The sequence below is a fragment of the Klebsiella terrigena genome (genome assembly GCF_006539725.1).
Taxonomy (GTDB): Bacteria; Pseudomonadota; Gammaproteobacteria; order Enterobacterales; family Enterobacteriaceae; genus Klebsiella; species Klebsiella terrigena.
Map to the genome: position 1 here is coordinate 1 of NZ_BJNO01000049.1, position 2,056 is coordinate 2,056.

Annotated in this window: 1 protein-coding gene; it reads left to right on the forward strand. The window is 60.7% G+C overall.

What is annotated here, in order from left to right:
* A partial coding sequence (fdhF, locus tag RTE01_RS26070; RefSeq protein ID WP_141335485.1) for a formate dehydrogenase subunit alpha occupies positions 1-2,040 on the forward strand: 2,040 nt, incomplete at its 5' end.
* Positions 2,041-2,056 lie beyond the last annotated feature (16 nt).

The following is a 2,056-nucleotide window of genomic DNA, read 5'->3' on the forward strand; positions in this document are numbered from 1 at the left end:
AACCAGGGAACCCTGTGCCTGAAGGGCTACTACGGCTGGGACTTTATTAACGATACCCAGATCCTCACCCCGCGCCTGAAAACCCCGATGATCCGCCGCCAGCGCGGCGGCAGGCTGGAGTCCGTCTCCTGGGATGAGGCCCTCGACTACGTTGCCACGCGCCTCAGCGCGATTAAAGCCAAGTACGGCCCGGATGCCATCCAGACCACCGGCTCCTCCCGCGGCACCGGGAATGAAACCAACTATGTGATGCAAAAATTCGCGCGCGCCGTTATTGGCACCAATAACGTCGACTGCTGCGCTCGCGTCTGACACGGCCCATCGGTTGCAGGTCTGCACCAGTCGGTCGGTAACGGCGCTATGAGCAATGCCATCACCGAGATTGATAATACCGATCTCGTCTTTATCTTCGGCTATAACCCGGCCGATTCGCACCCTATCGTGGCAAATCACGTGATTAACGCCAAACGCAACGGGGCGAAGATTATCGTCTGCGATCCGCGCAAAATTGAAACCGCGCGCATTGCCGATATGCATATTGCGTTGAAAAACGGCTCCAACATTGCCCTGCTCAACGCCATCGGCCACGTCATTATTAAAGAGGATCTCTACGATAAATCCTTCGTCGCCAGCCGCTCGGAAGGCTTCGAGGAGTATCGCAAAATCGTTGAAGGCTATACGCCGGAGTCGGTGGAAGAGATTACCGGCGTCAGCGCGCAGGAGATCCGCGCCTGCGCCCGGATGTACGCCAGCGCCAAATCCGCGGCCATCCTGTGGGGCATGGGCGTCACCCAGTTCTATCAGGGCGTGGAAACCGTGCGCTCGCTGACCAGCCTGGCGATCATGACCGGCAACCTCGGCAGGCCGAGCGTCGGGGTCAACCCGGTGCGCGGGCAGAACAACGTCCAGGGCGCCTGCGATATGGGCGCCCTGCCGGATACCTATCCGGGCTACCAGTACGTTAAGTTCCCGGAAAACCGGGAGAAATTCGCCAAAGCCTGGGGCGTGGAGAGCCTGCCGGCGCACACCGGCTACCGCATCAGCGAGCTGCCGCACCGGGCGGCGCACGGCGAAGTGCGGGCGGCCTATATTATGGGCGAAGATCCGTTGCAGACCGATGCCGAGCTCTCGGCGGTGCGTAAAGCCTTTGAAGAGCTTGAGCTGGTTATCGTGCAGGATATTTTCATGACCAAAACCGCGGCGGCGGCGGACGTCATCCTGCCCTCCACCTCGTGGGGCGAGCATGAAGGCGTCTATACCGCGGCGGACCGCGGCTTCCAGCGCTTCTTTAAAGCGGTGGAGCCGCAGTGGGATCTGAAAACCGACTGGCAGATTATCAGCGAGATCGCCACCCGGATGGGCTACCCGATGCGCTACAGCAACACCCAGGAGATCTGGGACGAGCTGCGCCATCTGTGTCCGGACTTTTACGGCGCCACCTACGAGAAGATGGGCGAGCTGGGCTACATCATGTGGCCGTGCCGCGACGAATCCGCCGCCGACCAGGGGACCTCTTATCTGTTTAAAGAGAGGTTCGATACCCCCAACGGGCTGGCGCAGTTCTACACCTGCGACTGGGTTGCGCCGATCGACAGGCTCACCGGGGAATATCCGATGGTGCTCTCAACGGTGCGCGAAGTCGGCCACTACTCGTGCCGCTCGATGACCGGTAACTGTGCGGCGCTGGCGGCGCTGGCGGACGAGCCGGGCTATGCGCAAATCAATACCGCCGACGCCGCGCGTCTGGGTATCGAGGATGAGGCGCTGGTGTGGGTTAACTCGCGTAAGGGCCGCATCATCACTCGCGCGCAGGTTAGCGATCGGCCGAATAAGGGAGCGGTCTATATGACCTACCAGTGGTGGATTGGCGCCTGCAACGAGCTGGTGACCGAGAACCTGAGCCCGATAACCAAAACGCCGGAGTACAAGTACTGCGCGGTTAACGTTGAGCGGATTGCCGACCAGCGCGCCGCCGAACAGTACGTCATTGATGAGTACAGTAAGCTAAAAGCCCGCCTGCGCGAAAGCGCGATGGGCTAAGTCAGACCGCTTTCCC